General features: G+C 65.3%; 23 protein-coding genes. 13 read left to right on the top strand and 10 right to left on the bottom strand.

Features of this window, described 5'->3' with window-relative positions; translation table 11 throughout:
* The first annotated feature begins 36 nt into the window (after positions 1-36).
* The 9 genes from alaS (at position 37) to QCE62_RS35265 (ending at position 8,556) form a co-directional block, all read left to right on the top strand.
* Positions 37-2,661, top strand: coding sequence for an alanine--tRNA ligase (gene alaS, locus QCE62_RS10155; RefSeq protein WP_309917241.1), 2,625 nt, complete (start codon positions 37-39; stop codon positions 2,659-2,661).
* Positions 2,662-2,785: 124 nt separating this feature from the next.
* Complete coding sequence (locus QCE62_RS10150; protein WP_309917238.1) at positions 2,786-3,022, top strand: hypothetical protein; 237 nt, start codon at positions 2,786-2,788, stop codon at positions 3,020-3,022.
* Between the two features lie 157 nt (positions 3,023-3,179).
* Positions 3,180-4,220: a low specificity L-threonine aldolase gene (locus QCE62_RS10145; protein ID WP_309919786.1), complete on the top strand. Its 1,041-nt coding sequence runs from the start codon at positions 3,180-3,182 to the stop codon at positions 4,218-4,220.
* Between the two features lie 97 nt (positions 4,221-4,317).
* Positions 4,318-4,755 carry a thioesterase family protein gene (locus QCE62_RS10140; RefSeq protein ID WP_309808984.1) on the top strand — a complete coding sequence of 146 codons (438 nt, stop codon included), beginning with the start codon at positions 4,318-4,320 and terminating at the stop codon, positions 4,753-4,755.
* A 69-nt stretch (positions 4,756-4,824) separates the two neighbouring features.
* Positions 4,825-5,706 carry a branched-chain amino acid ABC transporter permease gene (locus QCE62_RS10135; protein ID WP_309919783.1) on the top strand — a complete coding sequence of 294 codons (882 nt, stop codon included), beginning with the start codon at positions 4,825-4,827 and terminating at the stop codon, positions 5,704-5,706.
* Complete coding sequence (locus QCE62_RS10130; RefSeq protein WP_309917235.1) at positions 5,699-6,817, top strand: branched-chain amino acid ABC transporter permease; 1,119 nt, start codon at positions 5,699-5,701, stop codon at positions 6,815-6,817. Before QCE62_RS10135 ends, QCE62_RS10130 begins: the two co-directional genes overlap by 8 nt.
* 5 nt (positions 6,818-6,822) lie before the next feature.
* The gene (locus QCE62_RS10125) at positions 6,823-7,563 is read left to right on the top strand and encodes an ABC transporter ATP-binding protein (RefSeq protein WP_309919780.1); all 741 of its coding nucleotides are present in this window, start codon (positions 6,823-6,825) and stop codon (positions 7,561-7,563) included.
* The gene (locus QCE62_RS10120; RefSeq protein ID WP_309917233.1) at positions 7,560-8,270 is read left to right on the top strand and encodes an ABC transporter ATP-binding protein; all 711 of its coding nucleotides are present in this window, start codon (positions 7,560-7,562) and stop codon (positions 8,268-8,270) included. The genes QCE62_RS10125 and QCE62_RS10120 overlap by 4 nt, the downstream gene beginning before the upstream one ends.
* Positions 8,176-8,556, top strand: a complete 381-nt coding sequence (locus QCE62_RS35265) for a FitA-like ribbon-helix-helix domain-containing protein (RefSeq protein WP_409017816.1) — start codon at positions 8,176-8,178, stop codon at positions 8,554-8,556. The genes QCE62_RS10120 and QCE62_RS35265 overlap by 95 nt, the downstream gene beginning before the upstream one ends.
* A 153-nt stretch (positions 8,557-8,709) precedes the next feature.
* Here QCE62_RS35265 and iolB read toward each other — a convergent pair whose 3' ends face one another.
* The 7 genes from iolB to QCE62_RS10080 all read right to left on the bottom strand — a co-directional run bounded on the left by iolB (position 8,710) and on the right by QCE62_RS10080 (position 17,506).
* Positions 8,710-9,516, bottom strand: coding sequence for a 5-deoxy-glucuronate isomerase (iolB, locus tag QCE62_RS10110; protein ID WP_309917227.1), 807 nt, complete (start codon positions 9,514-9,516; stop codon positions 8,710-8,712).
* On the bottom strand, positions 9,513-10,415 hold the full coding sequence (gene iolE, locus QCE62_RS10105) for a myo-inosose-2 dehydratase (RefSeq protein WP_309917226.1): 903 nt from the start codon (positions 10,413-10,415) through the stop codon (positions 9,513-9,515). Before iolE ends, iolB begins: the two co-directional genes overlap by 4 nt.
* On the bottom strand, positions 10,406-12,325 hold the full coding sequence (gene iolD / locus QCE62_RS10100) for a 3D-(3,5/4)-trihydroxycyclohexane-1,2-dione acylhydrolase (decyclizing) (protein WP_309917224.1): 1,920 nt from the start codon (positions 12,323-12,325) through the stop codon (positions 10,406-10,408). The genes iolE and iolD overlap by 10 nt, the downstream gene beginning before the upstream one ends.
* Positions 12,322-14,313 carry a bifunctional 5-dehydro-2-deoxygluconokinase/5-dehydro-2-deoxyphosphogluconate aldolase gene (gene iolC, locus QCE62_RS10095; RefSeq protein WP_309917221.1) on the bottom strand — a complete coding sequence of 664 codons (1,992 nt, stop codon included), beginning with the start codon at positions 14,311-14,313 and terminating at the stop codon, positions 12,322-12,324. Before iolC ends, iolD begins: the two co-directional genes overlap by 4 nt.
* Positions 14,314-14,323: 10 nt before the next feature.
* Positions 14,324-15,112 carry an ATP-binding cassette domain-containing protein gene (locus QCE62_RS10090; RefSeq protein ID WP_309917219.1) on the bottom strand — a complete coding sequence of 263 codons (789 nt, stop codon included), beginning with the start codon at positions 15,110-15,112 and terminating at the stop codon, positions 14,324-14,326.
* 10 nt (positions 15,113-15,122) lie between these two features.
* Entirely contained in the window at positions 15,123-16,289 is a 1,167-nt protein-coding gene (locus QCE62_RS10085; protein ID WP_309917216.1) for an ABC transporter permease, read from the bottom strand.
* 164 nt (positions 16,290-16,453) lie between these two features.
* A complete protein-coding gene (locus QCE62_RS10080) occupies positions 16,454-17,506 on the bottom strand; it encodes a sugar ABC transporter substrate-binding protein (RefSeq protein ID WP_309808963.1) in 1,053 nt (350 codons plus the stop codon).
* Between the two features lie 230 nt (positions 17,507-17,736).
* On the opposite strand from QCE62_RS10080, the gene QCE62_RS10075 reads away from it, so the two are divergent.
* The 3 genes from QCE62_RS10075 to QCE62_RS10065 are packed head-to-tail and all read left to right on the top strand — an operon-like array spanning position 17,737 to position 20,619.
* A complete protein-coding gene (locus QCE62_RS10075; protein WP_309917213.1) occupies positions 17,737-18,612 on the top strand; it encodes a MurR/RpiR family transcriptional regulator in 876 nt (291 codons plus the stop codon).
* Entirely contained in the window at positions 18,602-19,606 is a 1,005-nt protein-coding gene (gene iolG / locus QCE62_RS10070) for an inositol 2-dehydrogenase (protein ID WP_309917210.1), read from the top strand. Before QCE62_RS10075 ends, iolG begins: the two co-directional genes overlap by 11 nt.
* Positions 19,603-20,619 carry a Gfo/Idh/MocA family oxidoreductase gene (locus QCE62_RS10065; protein ID WP_309917207.1) on the top strand — a complete coding sequence of 339 codons (1,017 nt, stop codon included), beginning with the start codon at positions 19,603-19,605 and terminating at the stop codon, positions 20,617-20,619. Before iolG ends, QCE62_RS10065 begins: the two co-directional genes overlap by 4 nt.
* A gap of 14 nt (positions 20,620-20,633) precedes the next feature.
* Here the strand turns inward: QCE62_RS10065 and QCE62_RS10060 are convergent, their stop codons facing one another.
* Complete coding sequence (locus QCE62_RS10060) at positions 20,634-20,969, bottom strand: XRE family transcriptional regulator (RefSeq protein WP_309917204.1); 336 nt, start codon at positions 20,967-20,969, stop codon at positions 20,634-20,636.
* A complete protein-coding gene (locus QCE62_RS10055; protein ID WP_309917201.1) occupies positions 20,966-21,346 on the bottom strand; it encodes a type II toxin-antitoxin system RelE/ParE family toxin in 381 nt (126 codons plus the stop codon). The genes QCE62_RS10060 and QCE62_RS10055 overlap by 4 nt, the downstream gene beginning before the upstream one ends.
* Before the next feature lie 323 nt (positions 21,347-21,669).
* Between QCE62_RS10055 and QCE62_RS10050 the strand changes: the two genes are divergently transcribed.
* A complete protein-coding gene (locus QCE62_RS10050) occupies positions 21,670-21,897 on the top strand; it encodes a sulfurtransferase TusA family protein (RefSeq protein ID WP_309808949.1) in 228 nt (75 codons plus the stop codon).
* A 96-nt stretch (positions 21,898-21,993) separates the two neighbouring features.
* Here QCE62_RS10050 and galU read toward each other — a convergent pair whose 3' ends face one another.
* Positions 21,994-22,875 (bottom strand): UTP--glucose-1-phosphate uridylyltransferase GalU, encoded by an 882-nt coding sequence (gene galU, locus QCE62_RS10045; protein WP_309917199.1) that lies wholly within the window; start codon positions 22,873-22,875, stop codon positions 21,994-21,996.
* Positions 22,876-22,922: the final 47 nt, after the last annotated feature.

Here is a 22,922-nt window from a genome sequence, read left to right as displayed (position 1 = left end):
GCACCATCAAAGAACCGAAGACACGCCCCGTACGCTATGAAAGCCGCCGAAATACGCGAGAAATTCCTGAAGTTTTTCGAATCGAAGGGCCACACGATCGTGCGTTCGTCGAGCCTCGTGCCCGGCAACGACCCGACGCTGCTCTTCACCAATTCGGGCATGGTCCAGTTCAAGGACGTCTTTCTGGGCGCCGAGTCGCGGCCGTACTCGCGTGCCACTACCGCGCAGCGCAGCGTGCGCGCGGGCGGCAAGCACAACGACCTGGAGAACGTCGGCTACACGGCGCGGCACCATACGTTCTTCGAGATGCTGGGCAATTTCTCGTTCGGCGATTATTTCAAGCGCGACGCCATCCATTACTGCTGGGAGCTGCTGACCAAGGTCTACGCGCTGCCGGCGGAAAAGCTCACCGTCACGGTCTATCAGGAAGACGACGAAGCCTTCGACATCTGGGCGAAGGAAATCGGCGTGCCGGTCGAGCGCATCATCCGCATCGGCGACAACAAGGGCGCGCGCTACGCCTCCGACAACTTCTGGCAGATGGCCGACACCGGCCCGTGCGGCCCGTGCTCGGAAGTGTTCTACGACCACGGCCCGGAGATCTGGGGCGGCCCGCCGGGATCGCCGGAAGAAGACGGCGACCGCTTCATCGAGATCTGGAATCTCGTGTTCATGCAGTTCAACCGCGACGCGCAGGGCAACATGACGCCGCTGCCCAAGCAGTGCGTCGATACCGGCATGGGCCTCGAGCGCCTCGCCGCCGTGCTGCAGCACGTGCACAGCAACTACGAAATCGATCTCTTCCAGACCCTCATCAAGGCCGCGGCGCGTGAAACGGCCACGGCGGATCTGGAGAACAACTCGCTGAAGGTCATCGCGGACCACATCCGCGCGTGCTCGTTCCTGATCGTCGACGGCGTGATTCCCGGCAACGAAGGCCGCGGCTACGTGCTGCGCCGGATCGTGCGCCGCGCGATCCGCCATGGCTACAAGCTCGGTCGCAAGGGCGCGTTCTTCCACAAGCTGGTGGCGGACCTGGTCGCGGAAATGGGCGCGGCCTATCCGGAACTCGCGGACGCGCAGCAGCGCGTCACCGACGTCCTGCGCCAGGAGGAAGAGCGTTTCTTCGAGACCATCGAGAACGGCATGTCGATCCTCGAAGGCGAGCTCGCCGAACTGGACAAGAACGGCGTGAAGCAGCTGGGCGGCGAACTCGCGTTCAAGCTGCACGATACCTACGGCTTCCCGCTCGACCTGACGGCGGACGTGTGCCGCGAGCGCGGCGTGACGGTGGACGAACCCGCATTCGACGACGCCATGGCGCGCCAGCGCGACCAGGCGCGCGCGGCGGGCAAGTTCAAGCTGGCGGCGGGCCTCGAATACTCGGGCGCGAAATCCACGTTCCACGGCTACGAGAAGGAAATCTTCGACGACGCGAAGGTGCTCGCGCTGTATGTGGACGGCGTGACCGTGAACGAGGCGCAGCCTGGCCAGCAGGCGGTCGTGGTGCTGGATCACACGCCGTTCTATGCGGAGTCCGGCGGCCAGGTCGGCGACCAGGGCGTGCTGGCGAACGCCAGCGTGCGCTTTGCCGTTGTGGACACGCTGAAGGTGCAGGCGGATGTCGTCGGCCATCACGGCACGGTGGAGCAGGGCACGCTGAAGGTAGGCGACGTCGTGAAGGCGGAGATCGACGCCATCCGCCGCGCCCGCACCGCGCGCAACCACTCGGCCACCCACCTGATGCACAAGGCGTTGCGCGACGTGCTGGGCGGCCACGTGCAGCAGAAGGGCTCGCTCGTCGATGCCGACAAGACGCGCTTCGACTTCGCGCACAACGCGCCGATGACGGACGACGAAATCCGTCGCGTCGAGCAGATCGTCAACAACGAAATCATCGCGAACGCGCCGGGCGTGGTGCGCGTGATGGGCTATGAAGACGCGGTGAAGGGCGGCGCGATGGCGCTGTTCGGAGAAAAGTACGGCGACACGGTGCGCGTGCTCGACCTCGGCTTCTCGCGCGAACTCTGCGGCGGCACGCACGTGCAGCGTACCGGCGACATCGGCTTCTTCAAGGTCGTGGTGGAAGGCGGCGTGGCGGCGGGCATTCGCCGCGTGGAAGCGATCACCGGCGACAACGCCGTGCGCTACGTGCAGGAACTCGACCAGCGCATCAACGCGGCGGCCAGCGTGCTGAAGGCGCAGCCGGCGGAACTGACGCAGCGCATCGCGCAGGTGCAGGAGCACGTGAAGACGCTGGAAAAGGAACTGGCCGCGCTGAAGTCGAAGCTGGCGGCGAGCCAGGGCGACGAACTGGTGTCGCAGGCGGTCGACGTGGCGGGCGTGCAGGTGCTCGCGGCGCAGCTCGAAGGCGCCGACGTGAAGACGCTGCGCGAAACCGTCGACAAGCTGAAGGACAAGCTCAAGCATGCGGCGATCGTGCTGGCTTCGGTGGACGGCGGCAAGGTCAGCCTGATCGCAGGCGTGACGCCGGATGCGTCGAAGAAGGTCAAGGCGGGCGAACTCGTCAACTTCGTCGCGCAGCAGGTTGGCGGCAAGGGCGGTGGCCGTCCCGACATGGCCCAGGCAGGCGGCACCGAGCCGGCCAAGCTGCCGGCCGCGCTCGCCGGCGTAACGGGATGGGTGCAGCAGCAGCTCTGAGCGTTTTCCGGCACTCGCAAGGAACGGCTCGATCCCTTCGGATCGGGCCGTTTTTTACTACAGCCTGTCAGGCACATCGTGTGCAATACCTCCAGGGTTCACAACAACCCAAGGGAGACACACGATGAATCGCACATTCGCATCGATCGTTCTGGCTTCGGCCATGCTGGCTGCCGCCGGTGCCGCTCAGGCAAAGGGCTGTATCGAAGGCGCGGCGGTGGGCGGCGTGGCGGGGCATGTCGCCGGCAAGCACGGCACGGCGGGCGCCGTGGGTGGTTGCGCCATTGGCCATCATGAGGCCAGCAAGAAGGAAAAGAAGGCGCAGGAAGCCAACGCGGCCAGCGCGCCGAACAGCAAGTAAGTCTCTTGCCGCAGGGCTTCGGGCGGCGCGTCTGACGCATCGGACGCGCCGCCGCGCCAAGCCGCTAGAATGGCCGGATCGCCGGGCGCCGAGTTTTCGCGCGCCCGTTCATCACGATCACGGCCCTTCGCTTCCCATGACAGCGCCCACGGACACGATTCAGCATTTCGCCTCGGACAATTACGCGGGCATCTGCCCCGAAGCGCTCCAGGCGCTCATCCAGGCCAACAACAGCGGTCACGAACCCGCCTATGGCGACGATTCCTGGACCACGCAGGTCTGCGACCGCATCCGCGACCTGTTCCAGACCGACTGCGAAGTGTTCTTCGTCTTCAACGGCACGGCAGCGAATTCGCTCGCGCTGGCGTCGCTGTGCCAGTCGTATCACTCGGTGATCTGCCACGAACTTGCACATATCGAAACCGACGAATGCGGCGGCCCGGAGTTCTTCTCCGGCGGCTCGAAGCTGCTCACGGCGCAGGGCGCGAACGGCAAGCTCACGCCCGATGCGATCGAGGAGATCGTCACGCGCCGCGCCGACATCCACTATCCGAAGCCGAAGGTCGTCGCGCTGACGCAGGCGACGGAAGTCGGCACCGTCTACACCGTCGAGGAGATCCGCGCGATTGCGGCGATCGCCAAGCGGCGGCACCTGAAGGTCCACATGGACGGCGCGCGCTTCGCGAATGCGGTGGCAAGCCTGAATGTGCATCCCTCGGAGATCACGTGGCGCGCGGGCGTCGACGTGCTGTGCTTCGGCGGCACGAAGAACGGCCTGCCGGTGGGGGAAGCGGTGGTGTTCTTCGACCGCGCGCTCGCTGCCGATTTCGCGTATCGCCTGAAGCAGGCGGGACAGCTCGCCTCGAAGATGCGCTTCATTTCCGCGCCGTGGCTCGGCCTGCTCGACGACGACGTCTGGCTGCGCAATGCGCGTCACGCCAACGCGATGGCGCAGCGGATGGCCGCGCGTCTCGCCGACCTTCCAAGCGTGAAGCTGATGTTCGAACCCGAAGCCAACGCGGTCTTCGCCGAATTGCCGGCGCAGGTTGCCACGGCGTTGCGCGCGAAGGGTTGGCGCTTCTATCAGTTCATCGGTTCGGGTGGATGCCGCCTGATGTGCGCGTGGGATACGCGTGAAGAGACGGTCGATCGTTTCACCGATGAGGTCCGCGCGCTGTGCCTGGGCGCTGCAAGCTAGCCTCGAACCGCTTTGCCGCGCCGGATTGACACGTCCGGCGGGCCGCTCCTAACATGGCGCCACGCCGACCGTCCCGCGTCCCGACGCGCATGCCACGATGACCAAACCTGTCCGAACCACTCGCGCGGACTATGCGCATTTCCTGTCGATCAGCACGCGCTGGTCGGATAACGACGTGTATGGGCACATCAACAACGTCGTCTACTACAGCTATTTCGATACCGTCGTGAACGAGTATCTGCTGCGTCACGGCGTGCTCGACTACAGCGAGGGCGAGACCATCGGGCTCGTGGTGGAGACGCGCTGCAACTTCTTTGCGCCCGTGGTGTTTCCGGAGCCGATCGAGGCGGGCCTGCGCGTGGAGAAACTCGGCACGACGAGCGTGCGCTACGAAGTGGCCATCTTCGCGCAGGGTGCGGACGAAGCCGCCGCGCAAGGGCATTTCGTGCATGTGTACGTCGATCGCGTGACGCGCCGGCCCGTGGCGCTGCCCGCGCCGCTCGTCGCTGCGCTGAAGCCGCTGCTCGCTCGCTGAGGCCGCGCCTTGCTCCAGTGGTTCAGCGTGAATCTGCTCAACGGCGTGAGCACGGGCTTGCTGTTGTTCATGCTGTCCGCCGGGCTTACGCTGATTTTCTCGATGCTCGGCGTGCTCAACTTCGCGCATGCGAGCTTCTATATGCTCGGCGCCTATGTCGGGCAGACGCTCGCGGCTGCCGGCAATTTCTGGCTGGCGCTGATTGCGGCGCCGGTGCTCGTCGGACTGGCGGGTGCGCTGTTCGAGCGCCTGCTGCTGCGCCGCGTGCATGCGCGCGGCGCGCTCGCCGAACTGCTGCTGACCTTTGGTGCTGCGCTGCTGATCGGCGAGGGCGTCAAGCTCGTCTGGGGGCTCGGGCCGTTGCCCGCAGCCATTCCCGACGTGCTGGACGGTCCGCTGTTCACGCTGTATGGCGCGTCGTTCGCGCGCTATCGCGTGTTCATGATGGCGGTCGCCATCGTCATGCTGGGGGCGCTGTGGCTCGTGCTGCGCACGTCGCGCGTGGGTCTCGTCGTGCGCGCGGCACTGACGCATTCCGCCGCCGTCGAAACGCTCGGCCACGACGTGCCGCGCGTCTTCACCCTCGTATTCGCCGCCGGCACCGCGCTCGCCGCGCTGGGCGGCGTGATCGGCGCGCCGCTGGCCGTCATCGAACCCGGCATGGCCGATGCCATGGGCCCGATCGTGTTCGTCGTCGTGGTCATCGGCGGGCTTGGTTCCTTGTATGGCGCGCTGGTCGCGTCGCTGCTGATCGGCTGTGCGCAGACCTTCGCGGTGAGCGCGAGCGCATCGGCGGGCAGTATCGCGGCCGTGTTCGGCGTGACCTTGCCGCCTGCGTGGGGTGCGCTGACGGTGACGCAACTCGCGCCGGTGCTGCCGTACCTGCTGCTCGTCGCGATGCTGGCCGCGCGGCCAAGCGGACTCTTCGGCGAGCGCACCCGGGATGCGTAAGTCCATCACGCCCGCGATGTTGGCCTTCATCGCGTTGCTCGCGGCGCTCGCATTGCCGCCGATGTTCTTCCCTCAGTCATGGCTGCTCGCATATCTCGCGCAGACCGCGACGCTGATCGTCTTCGCGCTGTCCTATAACCTGCTGCTCGGAGAAACCGGCTTGCTGTCCTTCGGGCACGCGGTGTATGCCGGGCTCGGCGCGTTCGCCGCGGCGCATGTGTTCAATCGCGCGGGTGTGTCGCTCACGCTGTTGCCATTGGTGGGCGGCTTCGTCGCGATGGGCGTCGCGGCGGTCGTCGGCCTCATCTCGACGCAACGTGCCGGCACGCCGTTCGCGATGATCACGCTCGGCATCGGCGAACTGGTCGCGGCCTGCGTCTGGCTCGTGCCGGGATGGTTCGGCGGGGAGGGCGGCGTGACCATCGACCGGGCGAGCGGCCAGCCGCTGTTCGGCTGGACCTTCGGGCCGCCGCGCGAGGCGTATGCGCTGATCGCGGGATGGTGCGCGGTGTGCGTGCTCGCGGTGTACGCCTTCTCGCGCACGCCGCTGTGCCGCCTCGCCAACGCCGTGCGCGACAACCCCGTGCGCGCCGCCGCAATCGGCTTCGCGCCGGCGCGCGTGCGCTTCACGATGCTGGTCGTGTCGGCGTTTTTTGCGGGCGTCGCGGGCGTGATGGGGCTGATCAACGTCGAACTCGTGTCGGCGGAAAGTGTCGGTCTTGCGCGCTCGACCAGTGTGCTCGTCGCTACCGTGATCGGCGGAACAGGGACGTTCTTCGGGCCGATCGTGGGCGCGGTGCTGCTGACTCTCATGAGCGTCGCCGTGGCGAACCTGACCGCCGCCTGGCCGATGTACCTCGGACTCTTCTTCGTATGGGTCGTCGTCGCGGCGCCGCAAGGTGTCGCCGGACTGTTGCGGCGCGACGCGCGCACGTTGTGTCTCGGCGGCCTCAGCGCGCTGGCGTGGGGTGTTGCGACGGTCGCGGTCGTCGAGACGCTCTATGCGCGCCAGACCGGCGCACTCACGTTGCCCGCCGGTGCGTGGGTCGTGGCGTTGCCCTGCGCGGCGCTCGGATTCTGGCTGGCGCGCCGCGTGCGCCTCGCGCCATGAACACCATGAACCCCGCGCTCGAGCTGCACGATGTCAGCAAGCGCTTCGGGGCGACCCACGTGCTGCGCGGGGTCGATCTGCACGTCGCGCAAGGCGAGCGGCATGCGTTGATCGGCCCGAACGGAGCGGGCAAGTCGACGCTCTTCGATCTCATCTCGGGCCGCGTGCGTCCGGATGGCGGGCGCATCGTGGCGCAGGGCGTGGACATCGCGGGCCGCTCGCCGCCGCGCGTGGCGCGCCGTCTCGCACGCAGTTTTCAGACGACCAGCGTGTTCGGCGGCCTGTCGGTGCTCGACAACCTGCGCTGCGCGGCGTTGGGCGCGGCGGGGTCACGCCTGATCGACCGCTGGTGGCCGTCGCGGCAGGTCGAGGACCGCGCCCGCGCGATGCTCGATGCAATCGGCCTCGCCAACCGCGCCGATGAGCCCGCCGCGCGCCTCGCCTACGCGGAGCAGCGCGCGCTCGATCTCGGCATCGCGCTCGCCACCGATGCGCCGCTCATCCTGCTCGACGAGCCTACCGCCGGCATGAATCGCGCGGAAGCCGCGCGGGCGCTTGCGTTGATCCGGGCGATCACGGAAGGCCGCACGCTGCTCGTCATCGAGCACGACATGGAGGCGGTGTTCGGACTCGCGGACCGCATCTCGGTGCTCGTGCGCGGGCGCGTGATCGCGACCGGCACGCCTGCCGAAATACGCGTCCATGCGGATGTGCAGGCGGCCTATCTCGGCGGAGTGATTCCATGAGCGCCGCGTTGCGCATCGAGAACCTGCGCGCGTGGTATGGCGCGGCGCAGGTGCTGCATGGCGTGAATCTGTGCATCGGGGCGGGCGAGGTGGTCGCGCTCGTCGGCCGCAACGGCTCGGGGCGCTCGACGCTGGCGAAGGCCATCATGGGTCTCGTGCAGTGCGCGGGCGAGATGCGTTATGGGGCGGTGTCGCTGGTCGGCATGCGGCCGCATCGGATTGCGCGGCTGGGCATCGGCTACGTGGCGGAGACCCGCGACGTGTTTCCCGCGCTGACGGTGCACGAGAACCTGCTGCTCGGTGAGAGACGCGGCACGCGCTTCACGCAGAACGATGCGTACCGCCTGTTTCCCGTGCTGAGCGAACGCGCGAAGGTCAAGGCCGGTGCGCTGTCAGGAGGCGAACAGCAGATGCTCGCGCTCGCCCGCACGCTGGCGGGCGATCCGTCACTCGTGGTGATCGACGAACCCGGGGAAGGGCTCGCGCCGCGGGTGCTTGCGCAGGTGGCGGAGTGCCTGAAGCTGCTGCGCGCTCGCGGGGTGGGGATGCTGCTGATCGAAGAGCGCTTGAGCATCGCGCGGACGCTCGATGCGCGCGTCGCGGTGATGGGACATGGGGTGGTGCAATTCGAAGGGCCGATGGAAACGCTCATGCAGCGCACTGAGATCGTTCAGCAGTGGCTCTCGATCAGCGGCCCTGTTGTCTAGATGCGAAGACTCACATCACAGTTACGAGGACGCCGACGTGGTGGCCATGAGCATTCAGAATATCGACGAGCGACTCGAAACGCGTCTGCGTATGCAAGCAGCCCGGCACGGCCGTTCGATGGAAGACGAGGCGCGTGAAATATTGCGTGCGGCGCTTTTTATTGGCCCCGGCATCGGCAGGAATCTGGTTGATTCGATCCGCGGCCGCATCGAGCCCCTCGGTGGCATTGAACTCAAACTGCCCAAACGTGAGCCCATTCGCGGGCCGTTGGGTCTTGATGAATGATCGTTTGTGATCGCCGCCGTCGTGCGTTCTCGCGGGACTATGCTTGCCACGCGCAACGTCAACGACTTTCTCGCTTGCGGCATCGAGATCATCAACCCCGGAAGACATGAACCGCAGGGATGCCACGGCATGCGGCATCACCTGCGCCGCTTCCTAGGCCTTGCTATCCCGCTCCACGATCCACTCATGCTTCGGATCGTTCTTGAAGTGCCAGGTCCGCTTGTCGCCGGCCATGACGTTCAGGTAGTAATTGTCATAGCCATACGGTACGACGACCGGATGATACCCACGCGGCACCATCACCACATCATGATTCTCGACGGCCATCGTCTCGTCGAGATCGCGCTCGTCGGTATAAACGCGCTGGAACGCAAACCCTTGCGGCGGATCCAGCCGATGGTAATACGTCTCCTCCAGCGCGCTCTCGTCCGGCACGGCGTCCCGGTCATGCTTGTGCGGCGGATAGCTCGACGCATGTCCGCCCGGCGTGCGCACCTCGACCACCAGCAGCGACTCCGCCGGCTCGGTCTGCGGAAGGATGTCGCACACATGGCGCGTATTGGCGCCCTTGCCGCGCGTCGAGCGCTTCATCTGCGCCGGCTCGATCAGCCGCGGCGGATATTCGCCCTTGGCCGGCGCGCTCGCCACGCCGATCTCCGCATCGCGCTCCGCCCGCACGATGGCCGCCAGCTTGGGCGGCACGTACACGGCATGCGGCGCCGCGTCCTCGAACACGCTGTCGCGCGTGCCGATCGACTGCCAGTGCTCGTCGCCCGCCTCGATACTCACCGTGCCCGTCAGCACCACGATGCAGCTCTCGCGGTCTGCGTCGTACACATGCAGCACGTCGCCCGCGCTCACGCGATACGCCGCGAAGCCCACATGCTTCCATCCCGCCGAAGCGGGCGTCACGCGCGCGATCGTCTGGCCGTCGCGCGAAGCCTTCACCAGCAAGCTCATGCCGCCTCCTTGCAGATTCCGTCGACAAGCGAGCGCAACGTGCGATAGCCCCGTTCCGCATAGGCGTAACTCGGCGCGATCACCGGATCCTGTTCCGCCTCGACCACCAGCCAGCCCGCGTAATCATGCGCCGCCAGACACGCGATGATGGCCGGATAGTCCACCGCACCATCGCCGGGCACGGTGAACGCGCCGTTGATGACCGCATCCAGAAAACTCCAGTTGCGGTTGCGCGCGAGCTTCACGATCTCCGGACGCACGTCCTTGCAATGCACATGGCACACGCGCCCGATGTGCTTCTTCAGTTCCGTCAGCGCATCGCCGCCTGCGAAGGTGATGTGGCCGGCATCGAACAGCAGGCCCACCGCATCGCTCGTGAGCGCCATCAGGCGGTCGACGTCGGCGGGCGTTTCCACATATGCGCCCATGTGATGATGATAGGCGACACGCACGCCGCGCGAGAGCGTGTATGCGGCGAAGCGGTCGAGCCGCTCGGCGTATTCGTTCCAGCGGGCATCGGAGAAGAAACGCGGGCGTTGATACAGCGGCCGTGGCGCGCCCTGGATCGAGTCGGCGACCTCGCCGTACACCATCACCGTCGCGCCGTTCTGCGCCAGCAGATCGAGATGCGGACCCACCGCTTCGATCTCTTCCTCGACGCCGCGCGCCGCGAGCCGCCCCGAATACCAGCCGGACACGAGCGCGAGATCGTACTGGGCGAGCAGCGTCTTCAAGGCTTGCGGTTCGCGCGGAAACTTGTTGCCGAGCTCGAAGCCCGCATAGCCGATCTGCTGGCCTTCCGCGAGCGCGACAGACAGAGGCGTCTCCCCGCCGAGCGAAGGCAGGTCGTCGTTCATCCACGACAGCGGATTGACGCCGATACGTACGTTCAAGGACATGTCGGATCCTCACCGTTTTTGGGTACATCGCCGGCGCGCGCATTGAGCGCGCGCTCGTAGGCTTCCCGGGCCACGACCACCGCCGCGCGTTCCGATACTTCCGGCACCGCGACTTCCCACCACCAGCCGCCTTCTTCGGTCGGCCGCGCGGGATCGGTGTCGATGGAGATCAGATAGCTGCGGTCCGCGGCGCGTGCGCGCTGCATCGCGGCCTGTAGTTCATCGATGTTCGCGACATGTTCCGACAGCGCGCCGAGCGACCGTGCATGCATCGCGAAGTCGATCGTGGGCGCACCGAGCGCGCCTTGCCTGCAGTCGTCGATGAGATTGTTGAACGGCGCGCCGCCGCATGCCTGTTGCAGCCGGTTGATGCAGCCGAAGCCGCGGTTGTCGAGCAGCACGACGATCAGCTTGGCCCCGAGCATCACGGACGTCGCGAGCTCGCTGTTCATCATCAGATAGCTGCCGTCGCCGACGATCACGATCACCTCGCGCTCCGGTCGCGCCAGCTTCACGCCGAGGCCGCCGGCGATCTCGTAGCCCATGCACGAATAGCCGTATTCGACGTGATAGCCGCCCGGCGCACCCGTGCGCCACAGTTTCTGCAAGTCGGCGGGCAGCGTGCCGGCCGCGCACACGACGATATCGCCCGTGGGCGAGGCCTCGTCCGAGCGCTGCACCGCGCCGATCACATCGGCCTCGCGCGGCAACTGGCCGGCGTCGGGCGGCGTGTTCGTCACGTGGGCGACGGTCGCGCGCCAGTCCTCGGCGAGACGATGCGCACGCGTGGTCCATTGCGGCGCCGCGCGCCAGTCGCCGAGCGCCGCCGACAAGGCTTCCAGCGCGAGCCGCGCGTCCGCCTGCACGGCGACGGCGTCCTGCTTCAGCGCATCGAACGGATTGGCGTTGATGGCGACCAGGCGCGCCTGCTTGAAGAGCGTGTTCGAACCCGTCGTGAAATCCTGCAGCCGCGTGCCGACCGCCAGCACGCAATCGCCCGCGTGCGCCAGTTCGTTCGCGGCCGAGCCGCCCGTCACGCCGATGCCGCCGACATTCAACGCATCGTCCCACGCCAGCGCGCCCTTGCCGGCCTGGGTCTCCGCCACGGGCACGCCGTGGCGGTGCGCGAACGCGCGCAGCGTCTCCGCCGCCAGACCGTACAGCACGCCGCCGCCGGTCACGATCAACGGTTCGCGCGCGTCGCGCAGCAGCGCGGCGGCGCGTTCGATCTCGCGCGGCAGCGGCGCCGGCGCATGAAACTCGACGACACGCGGCGCAAAGAACGAAGCAGGGTAATCGAAGGCCATCGCCTGCACGTCCTGCGGCAGCGCGAGCGTCACCGGGCCGCATTGCGCCGCGTCGGTGAGCACGCGGATCGCGCGCGGCAGGGCGCTCAGCAGTTGCGCCGGATGCACGATGCGATCGAAGTAACGCGACACGGCTTTCAGCGCATCGTTGGCGGAAACGCCGCCGTCGTGGCTGTCTTCGAGTTGCTGAAGCACCGGGTCCGGCGCGCGCGACACGAAGATATCGCCCGGCAGCAGCAACACCGGCAGGCGGTTCACGTGCGCGAGCGCCGCCGCGGTGACGAGATTGGTCGCGCCCGGACCGATGGACGTCGTCACCGCCATCATGCGGCGGCGCATGTGCGCCTTGGCATAGGCGATTGCGCTGTGCGCCATCGCCTGCTCGTTGTGCGCGCGATAGGTCGGCAGTTCGTCGCGATGTCGATACAGCGCCTCGCCGAGCCCCGCGACATTGCCGTGCCCGAAGATCGCGAACACGCCGCCGAACAGCGGCTCGCCATGCTCCGTGCGCAGCGCCGCGAGATAGCGCACGACCGCCTGCGCGGCGGTCAGTCGAACCGTGGACGACAGCTCGGTCTCCGGTTGCGTGGCTCGCTGGTTCATGCGATCTGCTCCTGTCGGGTGTGGAGGGACGCCGCGGACGAATCGCGCGTCTCGCGCCACGCCGCGATCAGCGTTTCGAAGGTATGCCGCACACGCGTGATCAGTTCGTCGTCGCTGATTTGCTCCGAGAGCCACGCGCGGCTCGGTTCATGAAAGATGGTTCGACCGACCGTGAAGCCCCGGCAGGTCGCCGAGTCCGCCGCGGCCCTGAAGGCGTCGCGCAACTGCTCGACGCCCGCCGACAAACCGAGCAGCACGACACCGCGGCAATACGGATCGCGCTCGGCGATCAGTGCATCGACGGCTTGCCATTGCTGCGGGTTCATCGCTTCGAGCTTCCACCATTCGGGGTAGATGCCCAGGTTGTAGAAGCGCTTCAACGCGCGAACCACCGTGTCGTCCGCGACGGGCGGCCCGTTCTTCGGCACGATCACTTCCAGCAGCAGCTCATGGCCGCTGTCCTGCACGGCGTCGTAGAGCGCGCGCACTTGCGCTTCCTGTTCGAGCCGCAGTTCGTGCGGATGATCGGGGTGATACTGCACGAGGCACTTCGCGACCTGTTCGCGCGGCCACTGCACGAGCGTCGTGCCGATCGAGCGGCCATGGTCGAACACCAGCGGCAGCGAGCCCGGCAACTCGACCGGACGTCCGATCCACCAGCCACGGCCCGTCGCGGCGTTCAACGCATCCTGGCCGTAGCGGTCGTCGATCAGCACGCCGATCCGGCCTTCGAGTCCATGCTCCTTTTCGGTCTGGGCAACGGCCTCGACAAACAGGTTCTTCAGCGTCGCGATGCGCGTCTCGCTCCCGCCGGTCTGCTGTGCGAGATCGAAGAACTGGTTGCGATGATCGAAGGCAAAGCCGAGCACTTCGTCCCATGGTTTGCGCCGCGGGCTCACGCGATGCAGGCGCGCCAGCGTCGCATCGCGATCCGGCCGGCGCATGCGAACCGGATCCTCTTGCGCGGTTGCTAGAAAGTAGTCGAGCTCGGCGGGCGTGGGCATTGCGGGCGCGCAGCCGTGCCGCGACACCACCAGCGCGCCGCATGCATTCGCCGCGCGCGCACAGGCTTCGAGCGGCGCGTCGCGCAGCCATCCCGAGAGAAAGCCCGACGCAAACGCATCGCCCGCGCCGAGCACGTTCAGCACCTCCACTTCGACGCCGCCGTGCACCGCGGCGTCGTCGATGGAAGCGGGCACTTCGCCTTCGATGATCGAGCAGCCGAGCGGCCCGCGCTTCACGACGAGTGTCGCGCCGGTGACCTTGCGCACCATCGCGAGCGCATCGGTCAGGCGGTCCTTGCCGCCCGCGATGCGGAACTCTTCTTCCGTGCCGATCACGAGATCGATCAGCGGCAAAATGCGTTGCAGGTGCGCGGTGACGTCTTCGTTGGCGACGAAGCGCGTCTCGCCATCGGCCTTGCCGGTGAGTCCCCACAGCACGGGCCGGTAGTCGATGTCGAGCACCGTGCGCACCTGGTGACGCCGCGCAACTTCCAGCGCGCGCCGGCTCGTGCGGTTCACCTGTTCGGTCGAGAAGTGCGTGCCGGTGATGAGCAGCGCCTTCGATGACGCGATATAGGCTTCATCGAAATCCGCTTCGTCGACGGCCATGTCCGCGCAGTTCTCGCGATAGAACACCAGCGGAAAGGTGTCGCGGTCTTCGAGTCCGAGCAGCACGAGTGCGGTCAGCCGCTCCGGATCCACGCGCACATGGCTGACGTCGCAGCCTTCGCGCGCGAGCGTTTCGGTGAGGAAGCGGCCCATGTGATCGTTGCCGACACGCGCGAGCATCGACGACGAGAGACCGAGCCGCGCGCAGCCGAACGCAATGTTCGCCGACGAGCCGCCGAGATACTTCGCGAAGCTCGAAACGTCTTCGAGCCGCGCGCCGACCTGCTGCGCGTACAGATCGACGGCGAGCCGCCCGAGGCACACGATGTCGCGCTCGCGGTCCGCAGCAAAACGAGAGGGGGAGAGTGTGGTCATGCCAGGGTCCTCAGATCGTCGCGCCTTCGAGTTCGCTCATCATCTGCTGCATTTCGGCGCCGCCCGCCATCATGTCGAGCACTTCGTTCTTGCTGATGGTGTCCTTCGTGAAGGTGCCCATCGAGCGGCCGCGATTGAGCAGCGTGAACGAGTCGCCGATCGGATAGGCGTGGTGCACGTTGTGCGTGATGAAGATCACCGAGATGCCTTTCTCGCGCGCCTTGTGGATCAGCTTCAGCACGTTGAAGCTCTGCTTCACGCCGAGCGCAGCGGTCGGTTCGTCGAGAATCAGCACGCGCGCGCCGAAGTGGATCGCGCGGGCAATCGCGAGGCATTGCTTTTCGCCGCCGGACATCGTGCCGATCGGCTGATGCGGATCGCGCACGTTGATGCCCATCTCGGCCAGCTTGGCGCGCGAGGTCTCGGCGGCGAGATCGAGATCCATCACCGTGAAGACGCCGAAGCGCTTTTTCTGCGGCTCGCGGCCCATGAAGAAATTGCGCGCCACGCTCAGCAGCGGCACCAGCGCGAGATCCTGGTACACGGTGGCAATGCCGAGATCCAGCGCGTCCTTCGGCGACTCGAAGCGGACCGGCTTGCCGTCGACGAGATAGTCGCCCGACGAGGGCGCGTGCACGCCCGCCAGCGTCTTGATGAGCGTGGACTTGCCGGCGCCGTTGTCGCCCAGCAGGCAGTGCACTTCGCCGCGCCTGAGCCGCAAGGTGACGCCGTTCAGCGCGATCACCTTGCCGAAGTACTTGCTGACGTTTTCGAGCGCGAGGATGTTGTCGTCATTCATGATGTCCTCCTCATTGGGCCTGCGACACGCGGCGGCGCACGTAGTGGTTGAAGAGCACGGCGAGCAGCAACATCACGCCGAGGAACACGCGGAACCAGTCGGAGCTCACGTTCGTGTAGGTGATGCCGATCTGCACGACGCCGAAGATCAGCGCGCCGAAACAGGCGCCGACCACCGAGCCGTAACCGCCCGTCAGCAGCGTGCCGCCGATCACGGCTGCGATGATCGCTTCGAACTCTTTCTGCAGGCCGCGATCCGCCGCGGCCGAGCCGATGTCGCACACTTGCAGCACCGCGAACAGGCACGAGCAGAACGCGGTGAGCACGAACAGCGAGATTTTCACGCGCCGCACCGGTACGCCGACATTCTTCGCGGCATTTGAATCGCCGCCGACGGCGAAGATCCAGTTGCCGTAGCGGGTCTTGGCGAGCACGAACGCGCAGACTGCCGCGAGCGCGAACCACCAGATGATGACCTTCGGAATGCCGGGCACGAGCGGTTCGCCGCTGTCGAGCAGCTTGCCGACGCCCATGTGCGCAAGCCACGTGAACACGCCGTGCAGCGCGACGCCATGGAACAGCGTGTTGGCGACGGGATCGCTCTGGGCGAGATCGCCGACGCCGGAGATGATGGTGCGGTCCGCGAACATGATCGAGAGCGCGAGCGTGAGGCCGCGCAGGATGAACAGGAACGCGAGCGTGACGATGAACGACGGCAGGCGCGTCTTCATCACGAGATAGCCGTTCAGCGCGCCGAGCAGCATCGACGTGACGAACGCGAACAGGATCGCAAGCGACAGCGGCCAGTGCAGATACACGGCGGGCAGCGCGACCATCATGCCGGCGAAGCCGATCATCGAGCCGATGGACAGGTCGAACTCGCCGGCGATCATCAGCAGACACGCGCCCACGGCGAGCAGCCCAAGATAGGCGGCGACCTGCGACCAGTTCATCACGCCGTCGAGGTTGAACATGCCGGAGGAACCCGCGCCGAAGCCGAACACGAGGAACACGAGCACGGTGCCGGAGATGGCGGCGAATTCCGGGCGGTTGAGCAGATGGCCGAACCACGACTGGCGGCGCACGCGTTCGTCCGACGGCTTGACCGTGTCAGGTGTGTCGACGGTGTCCTGATGCGGGTTCGCGTGGGGAGGGTAATGCTTGCCGGCTACGCCCATGATGGCTCCTTGATGCTGACAACGACGCTGACGTCGAGACTGACTTCGATCCTGTGGCGAGTTGCGCGTCTCCAGCCGCGTCCATGAAGGGTGGCGGGGGAGACGGGTCGAGCGGATAAAAGCGGGCAGTCCAGGACGGCTGCCCGAAACAGGTCAAGTGACGGTCAACGATATTGACCGGCGTACTTCACGACCTTGTCGAGATTCTCCTTGGTGATGAAGCCCGGGCCCGAGCGGATATTCTTCGGGCCATACGAGGGCTGCAAACCGTAGGTTTCGAGGCGTGCCTTGAATTTCGGATTGGCTTCGAGGATCTGACGGATCTTCGCCGGATCGGTGGTGTGCTCCTTGTGAACCACCGCGAGCACCGCGACCGGAATGTAGCCCTGCAAGTAGGGCTGCTGGTCGATCGCGAACTTGATGGTGCCGTCCTTGATGCCCTTCGCGATGTCATCCGAGAAGTCGAAGGTCACGAAGTAGATCTTGTTTTGCAGGCCCATTTGCGTGACGGCCTTGAGCGTGGCCGAGGCGGGCGTCGGTCCGAGCGTCAGGATCGCCTGCGTGTCCGGATGGTTGCGCAGATAGGCGGAGACTTTCGACTGGATTTCGGTCGGGTCCTGGCCCGAGTCGATGGTCGAGGCCTTGTAGTCGATGCCCAGTGCATCCGCGAAGCCCTTGCAGCGATCGAAGGAAACCGTATTGGTGGCGATGTGGTTCACGCACAGGAACGACTTCACGCCCGCGGCCTTCGCCTTCTTGCCGGCCTCGTTGCCCGCCACATATTCCGGCTGGCCAATATGCATGATCGCGCCCAGTTGCGCGCTCTGTTCTTCCGTGCCGGAGTTGATCGTCACGAGCGGAATCTTCTTCGCCGTGACCTTGCTGATTGCGCTCTTCAGCACGTCGAAGTCCGCGATGGTGGTGATGACGCCGTCGTAGTTGCGCGCCGCCGCCTGCTCGATCAGCCGCGACATGTCCGCGATGTCGCCGTTCGGCGGATTGCGGTAATCGGTCTGTACGTTGAAGTCCTCATCCGCCTGCTTGATCGCATTCTTGATGACGTTCCACCAGGAATCCGAGTCCGGCGCGTGACTGATCAACACGAACTTCGCGTCAGGCGCTGCCTGAGCAGGACTTGCCGACATCCACGCCGCGCTGCACAACGCAGCAGCAGCCGCCAGCGCGCGCAGCGCGGCCCGACCGTTGCAAAAGGTCATTGTCTCCACCTATCTCGGTTGTTGTCTGGTGTGATGTTTTGGCGAACGCGGCGCCGGGCTCTGACCACCCGAACGTCGCGTTCAGGACCAAGAGTAGGTCAGTTTCCAGGCGTCTGCAATAGATATTTCACCCGCGATTCAAATGGAAAATACATTCCAATTTGCTTCCGTCGTTCCTATAATCGGTTGCACGGCGCGCGGCATCCGGCGCGCACAACACGAGCGTGGACATGGAAGAGACCAGCAACGAAGTGCAGGGCGTCGAGGAACTGATGCAACGGATCACCGACGCCTACGATTCGCTGCCGCGTCAGTTGAAGAGCGTGGCGACGTATATCGAGCAGCATCGCAGCAGCGTGATGATGGACCGCACCAGCGACATCGCGGCCGCCTGCGGCGTGCATGCCTCCGCCGTGGTGCGTTTTGCGCAGCGCTTCGGCTTCTCAGGCTTTTCGGATTTGCAGGCCGTGTTCCGGCAGGCTTATGCGGGCGGTGAATCGCCGCAGAGCTATCAGGAGCGCATCCGCAAGCTGATCGACGAGAAAGCCGGCGAGGCTTCGGGCGTGTCGGTGGCGCGCGAGTTCATCGCGGCGAGCCGCACCGGCCTGTCCGAGCTCGAAGCCGGCCTCGATGACGCGCAGTTCGAAGCCGCTGTCGAGATGCTGTCGCAGGCGGAGAACATCTATGTGATCGGCGTGCGCCGGTCGTTCGCGGTGGCGAGCTACATCGTGTATGCGTTGCAGCACACGCGCAAGCGCGTGCATCTCATTTCAGGACTGGGCGGCATGTTCCGCGAACAGGTCCGCAGCGTGAAGAAGAGTGACGTGGTGATCGCGATCAGTTTCGCGCCCTACGGCAAGGAAACGCAGTATTGCGTGCGCGCCGCGCAGCATCACGGCGCGAAGACACTCGTCATCACCGACAGCCAGCTTTCGCCGCTCGCGCGTCACGCGAGCGCGAGTCTGTTCGTGAAGGAAGGCAGCGCGTTTGCGTTCCGTTCGCTCACGAGCACCATTTGCCTGTGCCAGGCGTTGTTCATCGCGCTCGCGTACCGGCTCGAATTGAACGTCGAGGAATCCAAGGAGACAAGCGGCTATGACGATTGACGTGGCGGTGTTCGGGGCAGGGCGCATCGGCAGGATTCACGCGGCGAATCTGGCGCGGCAGCCGGGCGTGCGGTTGAAGTATGTCGTCGATGTGAATCGCGAGGCGGCCGCCGCGCTCGCGAAGGAGCACGGCGCGATGGCCGCCGATATCGACGGCGCGATGGGCGATGCATCGGTCGGCGCGACGGTCATCTGTTCGAGCACGGATACGCATGCCGACCTGATCCTCGCCTCGGCGGCGCAACGCAAGCATGTGTTCTGCGAGAAGCCGGTGGATCTGACGGTCGACCGTGCGCGCGCGTGCGCCGACGCCGTGCAGCAGGCCGGCGTGGTCTGCATGATCGGCTTCCAGCGGCGCTTCGATCCGACCTTCTCGGCATTGAAGGCGCGCATCGATGCCGGCGAGATTGGCGAGCCCGAGATGCTGATCGTGACGAGCCGCGATCCGGGTGCGCCGCCTGTGGAATACATCGCGCATTCGGGCGGCATCTTCAAGGACATGCTGATTCACGACTTCGATATCTTCCGCTGGATTCTCGACGACGAAGCCGACACGCTGCATGCCACCGGCAGTTGTCTCTCGGATCCGGCCATCGCCGAGGCCGGCGACATCGATTCGACCGCCGTCACGATCCGTACGAAGCGTGGCCGCTTGTGTCAGATCAACACGGCGCGGCGCGCGGCGTATGGCTACGATCAGCGCTTCGAATTGCTCGGCAGTCTGGGCATGCTGCAGGCGGGCAATGTGCGGCCGACTGAAGTCACGGCGTACACGGCGGCCGCGGTATCGAACGACAAACCCGAGGCGTTCTTTCTGGAGCGCTATCGCGCGGCGTATGCGGCCGAGATCGCCCATTTCTTCGATGCGATCAATCATGGCAAGCCGGTGCGCACGACCGTCGCCGACGGGCTGAAGGCGCTCGAACTCGCCGAAGCCGCCACGCTGTCCTGGCGTGAGAAGCGCATCGTCAGGCTTGGGGAGCAGGCCACATGAGCGCCGTGCGTTGCGGAATCGTGGGGTTGGGACGGCTGGGCCGCCGCCATGCGGACAATCTCGCGTGGCATGTGCCGGGGGCGCGGCTCGTCGCCGCGTGCAGCCCGGTGGAGGAAGAGCGCGCGTGGGCGCGGCAGCGGCTGCCCGAGACGGCGCTGCATGCGGACTACGATGCGTTGCTCGCCAGCCCGGATATCGATGCGGTGTGGCTCGTCACGCCGACCTCGCTGCATGCGACGCAGATCATCGCCGCGTTGCGCGCGGGCAAGCATGTGTTCTGTGAGAAGCCGCTGTCGCTGGACCTCGCGGAATGCGACGCGGTGATCGAGGAACATGCGCGTCATCCGCATCTGCACGTGATGATCGGCTTCGTGCGGCGCTTCGATGCGAGCTATCGCGATGCGTTCGATCAGGTGGCGCACGGTGCGATCGGACGGCCGTTCATGGTGCGTTCGCAGACCTGCGACATGAACGATCCTGATGGTTTCTTCGTGCGGTTTGCGCCGACGTCGGGCGGGCTGTTCCTCGATTGCAGTGTTCACGATATCGATCTCGCGCGCTGGCTGCTTGGTAATCCGAAGGCGAAGCGCGTGTATGCGAGCGGCACGATTGCGATTCATGAGGGCTTGCGGGCGTGCAATGACATCGATAACGGCGTGGGCACCATCGAGTTCGACGGCGGGCGGCTGGCGGTGCTGTATGCATCGCGGACGATGGCGCATGGGCACGATACGCAGACTGAGGTGATCGGCACGAAGGGGGCGTTGTCGGTGGGGCGCAATCCGCGGTTGAACCGCGTCGAGATCGCCGATGGGCACGGCATGCGCAATGCATGTACGCCGACGTTCTTCGAGCGCTTCGAGGACGCGTTTCTGCGCGAAGCGCGGGCGTTTGTGGGGATGTTGCGGGAGGGCACGCAGACGGGGCTCACGCTCGATGACGCGCGCGAGGCGACGCGCATCGGGGTGGCGTTGAGGCGGGCGTTCGAGGAGGGGCGGGGGGTGGAGGTTTGAACTGGGGTTCGTTTCTAACCGATGACCAGCCTGACCGGTTTGCCCACTCTCGCCAGCATTTCGATGAGTGTGTCGATCGTAAATTTGCTTGATTTCTTGTTCACTACGTCCGAGACGCGGGGCCGCGTGACGTGCAGGATGTCTGCGGCTTCAGCCTGTTTCAAATGATGAGCTTCGATCCATAAGGCGAGTTCGCTCATCAACTGCTCTTTCAGTTCCAGCGTCTGACCGATCAAGGCCAGCGATTCGGCTTGGTAGTGTCGTGCTTCGTCCGGCGGGAAACCTAGCTCGGCGAACAGGTTGGTGCCGGGTTTAGTTACGTGCCGAACGCTCGTATCCACTTTTTTCATGATGAGGTTTTCCTCTGGCTAGCAATCGCGCGGTAGCGCACCGTCGCAATCTCCTTATCCTTTTGAGACGTCTCCTGCGATTTCTTCTTGAAGCAGTGCAGCACATAGACCGCCTCCTTGAGTTTCGCCACGGACATCACGCAATACGCTCCGCTCGGGTCTCGGATACGGATCTTGCGTGCGCCAGGACCGAGGGCGTCGAAAGGCTTCCAGTCCTCCGGGTCGAGCCCAAACTGCAGACGACCGAGTTGAAAGCCGGCTTCGCGGCGCGCGGCTGCGGGGAAGTCAAGCAGGTCGTGAAATGACGAACCAAGCCAGCGGAGTGCTTTCTCCTGGTGCGTTGTATAAAAATTTATACGTAAACGGGCGATTTTCAAGCGGACACCCGAGTCGGACGTGATCAACTCACGCGGGACAGCAGGGAAGGGATGTGCCGATGACCGAGTCGAATTTATCGGGATTTCAGTACGGCATGAACGAGACAAATCTCAACCTGAAGGGAGAGGTTGAGCGAAAGGCGCAGCGATGTTGGTTGAGGCCTCAGGCATTGCCCATCAGCCTGCTGGTGGGCGAAGGAGGCGCGGCCGGAGGCGGCGGTATGCTTTTGCCCGGGATCGCCCACGGTGGACGGATGCCCACTACGTTAAAATCCTTCGATCAGAGCGCACTCACCCCAGCCACACACAAAGGTTCAATCGCAATGGAAGTTCACAAGGAAGTCGACGCGCGCGGGCTCAACTGTCCGTTGCCGATTCTGCGGGCGAAGAAGGCGCTCGCCGACATGACGAGCGGTCAGATCCTGAAGGTTTTGGCCACCGATCCGGGATCGCAGCGCGATTTCGCCGCGTTCGCCAAGCAGACAGGCAACGAGATTGTCGAGGCAACGGCGCAGGACAAGACGTTCGTCTTCCTCATGCGGCGGCGTTAAAAAGCCAGGACCGCAAGAAAGCAGAAGGCCCGTCACACCGTGACGGGCCTTTCATTTACAAACCGCTCAACCCACGCGAAGCGCTCAACCGCGGCTTCAGCCTTCGAGAATCGGCGCGCGATTGCGCAGATACTCTTCGAATTCCGCCTTGACTTCCGGATGGCGCAGCGCGAATTCGACGGTCGCCTTCAGATAGCCCAGCTTGCTGCCGCAATCGAAACGCGTTCCGTGATACTTGTACGCGAGCACTTGCTCATCCGACAGCAGCGATTGAATCGCGTCCGTCAGTTGCAGTTCGCCGCCCGCGCCCGGCTTCAGCGCGCGGATGTGATCGAAAACACGCGGCTTCAGCACATAGCGGCCGACCACGCCCAGGTTCGACGGCGCCACCGCCGGCTCCGGCTTCTCGACAATGCCCGACAGCTTGAAGATGTTGTCTTCCCACTCCTTGCCGTCGATGATGCCGTACGACTTCGAGTCTTCCGGCGGAATCTCTTCGACGCCGATCACCGAGCTGTGATAGTGGTCGAAGACTTCGATCATCTGCGACATGACGGGCGGCTTGCCGTACAGCAAGTCGTCCGCGAGGATCACGGCGAACGGGTTGTCGCCCACCAGCTTCTCGGCGCACAGCACCGCGTGACCCAGACCGAGCGCTTCGGCCTGACGCACGTAGAAGCAATCGACATGGCTCGGCTTGATGCTGCGCACGAGTTCGAGCAGCTTGGCCTTGCCGCGCGCTTCGAGTTCGGCCTCGATCTCATAGGATTTGTCGAAGTGATCCTCGATGGCACGCTTGCTGCGGCCCGTCACGAAGATCATTTCGGTAATGCCGGCCGCCATCGCTTCCTCGACCGCATATTGAATCAGCGGCTTGTCAACGACAGGCAGCATTTCCTTCGGGCTGGCCTTGGTCGCGGGAAGAAACCGCGTGCCCAGACCCGCGACGGGGAATACCGCTTTGGTAACTTTTAGCATGTGATAACCCTGATCCTCTTAAAAACACTTGAACGTCGAGATAACTG

Source organism: Caballeronia sp. LZ033 (genome assembly GCF_031451265.1).
In the GTDB taxonomy this organism is placed as follows: Bacteria; Pseudomonadota; Gammaproteobacteria; order Burkholderiales; family Burkholderiaceae; genus Caballeronia.
This window is presented reverse-complemented; position numbering and strand designations above follow the sequence as displayed.

Bases quoted from the DNA above. Each gene is read 5' to 3' on its own strand.
- alaS (WP_309917241.1), top strand. From the start codon at position 37: ATGAAAGCCGCCGAAATACGCGAGAAATTCCTGAAGTTTTTCGAATCG.
- QCE62_RS10150 (WP_309917238.1), top strand. From the start codon at position 2,786: ATGAATCGCACATTCGCATCGATCGTTCTGGCTTCGGCCATGCTGGCT.
- QCE62_RS10140 (WP_309808984.1), top strand. From the start codon at position 4,318: ATGACCAAACCTGTCCGAACCACTCGCGCGGACTATGCGCATTTCCTG.
- QCE62_RS10135 (WP_309919783.1), top strand. From the start codon at position 4,825: ATGCTGTCCGCCGGGCTTACGCTGATTTTCTCGATGCTCGGCGTGCTC.
- QCE62_RS10130 (WP_309917235.1), top strand. From the start codon at position 5,699: ATGCGTAAGTCCATCACGCCCGCGATGTTGGCCTTCATCGCGTTGCTC.
- QCE62_RS10125 (WP_309919780.1), top strand. From the start codon at position 6,823: ATGAACCCCGCGCTCGAGCTGCACGATGTCAGCAAGCGCTTCGGGGCG.
- QCE62_RS10120 (WP_309917233.1), top strand. From the start codon at position 7,560: ATGAGCGCCGCGTTGCGCATCGAGAACCTGCGCGCGTGGTATGGCGCG.
- QCE62_RS35265 (WP_409017816.1), top strand. From the start codon at position 8,176: ATGGGGTGGTGCAATTCGAAGGGCCGATGGAAACGCTCATGCAGCGCA.
- iolB (WP_309917227.1), bottom strand. From the start codon at position 9,516: ATGAGCTTGCTGGTGAAGGCTTCGCGCGACGGCCAGACGATCGCGCGC.
- iolE (WP_309917226.1), bottom strand. From the start codon at position 10,415: ATGTCCTTGAACGTACGTATCGGCGTCAATCCGCTGTCGTGGATGAAC.
- iolD (WP_309917224.1), bottom strand. From the start codon at position 12,325: ATGAACCAGCGAGCCACGCAACCGGAGACCGAGCTGTCGTCCACGGTT.
- iolC (WP_309917221.1), bottom strand. From the start codon at position 14,313: ATGACCACACTCTCCCCCTCTCGTTTTGCTGCGGACCGCGAGCGCGAC.
- QCE62_RS10090 (WP_309917219.1), bottom strand. From the start codon at position 15,112: ATGAATGACGACAACATCCTCGCGCTCGAAAACGTCAGCAAGTACTTC.
- QCE62_RS10085 (WP_309917216.1), bottom strand. From the start codon at position 16,289: ATGGGCGTAGCCGGCAAGCATTACCCTCCCCACGCGAACCCGCATCAG.
- QCE62_RS10080 (WP_309808963.1), bottom strand. From the start codon at position 17,506: ATGACCTTTTGCAACGGTCGGGCCGCGCTGCGCGCGCTGGCGGCTGCT.
- QCE62_RS10075 (WP_309917213.1), top strand. From the start codon at position 17,737: ATGGAAGAGACCAGCAACGAAGTGCAGGGCGTCGAGGAACTGATGCAA.
- iolG (WP_309917210.1), top strand. From the start codon at position 18,602: ATGACGATTGACGTGGCGGTGTTCGGGGCAGGGCGCATCGGCAGGATT.
- QCE62_RS10065 (WP_309917207.1), top strand. From the start codon at position 19,603: ATGAGCGCCGTGCGTTGCGGAATCGTGGGGTTGGGACGGCTGGGCCGC.
- QCE62_RS10060 (WP_309917204.1), bottom strand. From the start codon at position 20,969: ATGAAAAAAGTGGATACGAGCGTTCGGCACGTAACTAAACCCGGCACC.
- QCE62_RS10050 (WP_309808949.1), top strand. From the start codon at position 21,670: ATGGAAGTTCACAAGGAAGTCGACGCGCGCGGGCTCAACTGTCCGTTG.
- galU (WP_309917199.1), bottom strand. From the start codon at position 22,875: ATGCTAAAAGTTACCAAAGCGGTATTCCCCGTCGCGGGTCTGGGCACG.